Source organism: Sulfobacillus harzensis (genome assembly GCF_012933365.1).
Taxonomy (GTDB): Bacteria; Bacillota; Sulfobacillia; order Sulfobacillales; family Sulfobacillaceae; genus Sulfobacillus_B; species Sulfobacillus_B harzensis.
The window spans coordinates 1-1,363 of sequence record NZ_JABBVZ010000267.1 but is presented as its reverse complement, the minus strand read 5'-3'; the positions used below and the strand labels follow the sequence as shown (position 1 = coordinate 1,363).

Below are 1,363 nucleotides of genomic sequence, written 5' to 3'. Positions count from 1 at the left end.
CCGGGGCTTCGCTGACAATAATCGAGGTATGGCTGAAGCCCGTTGCGGCCGCAACGGGTCAGTTGGGACACTCAATCCCGGAGTAAAACCGATTGGTCAACGCCCCACAAAATCCATTGTAATTGGCGATATCCACGCCACAGGGTCTTGACGCCGGGGTCGCCATCACGCCGGCGCCCGATGAACCCTCCGAGTTTGGCAATCGCATGAAGCGCGTCGTGTAAGGTCAGGGGTGGCTCTTGGTCCGGAGGTGCCGCGCGCGGTCCCTGTCGGGGGCGTTGGTGTAGGACGAGACGGCGCAAAACGGCGACTTCGAGCGGAGAAAAGACCCCGCTACAGTCGTGCTGGGGATCGAGCCGCACCTGGTACGTCAGCCAGAGGATATGCCACGCAATGATAGAATACAGCGTGATGGCGCGCGTCAAGCGATCTAATGTCGACAATTGCAGGCGCTCAACATGGCATCCGCCGGTTTTTAGGACGTAATGAAAGCGCTCGATGCGCCACCGGTAGGTATACCACCGCACCAACCGGGCTGCATCCGTCGCCGAGTCGACGGGTAACGTGGTGAGTAAGAGCCACTCAATCGGCCGTATGTCGTTCGGCGCTTCTACTTCACGTGCCAAGACCACTTGCAACGGGATGGGGTCCATCCCCGCACGCCGCTTGCCGTGTGGGCGCATCAACGTCACCGTTGTCGCGCGGAGTTCAAGAGTTGCCGTCCGGACGGATTGTCCCGGCTTGCGCGGGACTTCAATGACCGACGTCCCTACCACGGGAGCCTCTTCCGCTGCGGGCCAGAGCTGTCGGGTCGGGTGTTTGTAAAGATGCCGATTCCACGACGCTCGCACCAAAATATGCCGTCGTTCCTGGATAGCCATGATAAACAACTCGTAAATGTCCGATTCCCGATCGCCGATGATGACGGCTTCGCTGTCGGCCGGCAGGCGGACCGTAGCCGCCCGGGCGGTTTCCAACCAGCGATAGCTCTCCTTTTGCTCGATCGGCAGCGTCTCCCGGCGGGCACTTTTACCGTATTCTGCAAGGTCTCGCACCCAAATCTTTTGGGCCGCGATCCCCAACGGAACCCCTTCTGCCGTCATGGCTAACGCACTATGCACGAAGAGACCCCGGTCCCACCGATACTCAATCGGTCCCAGCCCCTCCGTCGCCCGGTGTCCCGTAAAGTTCAGCGTCGTCGTGTCTTGGGCGATCAAGATCCATTTGTGCGGGGTACGACGTGCCCACATCGCTTCGCGATGCGATGCAAGGAGTGCGGTAGGGTCCACCGAGGGATTGTCAAAAAACCGATAGGCTGCCTTCAGCCCAGCCCAATCTCCTTGGTATGCGGAGGCAACCGACA

Annotated in this window: 1 protein-coding gene; it reads right to left on the bottom strand. The window is 60.2% G+C overall.

What is annotated here, in order from left to right; genetic code table 11:
* Positions 1–71: 71 nt before the first annotated feature.
* On the bottom strand, positions 72–1,363 hold a 1,292-nt coding region (locus HIJ39_RS22940; RefSeq protein WP_169103342.1), incomplete at its 5' end, for an IS4 family transposase.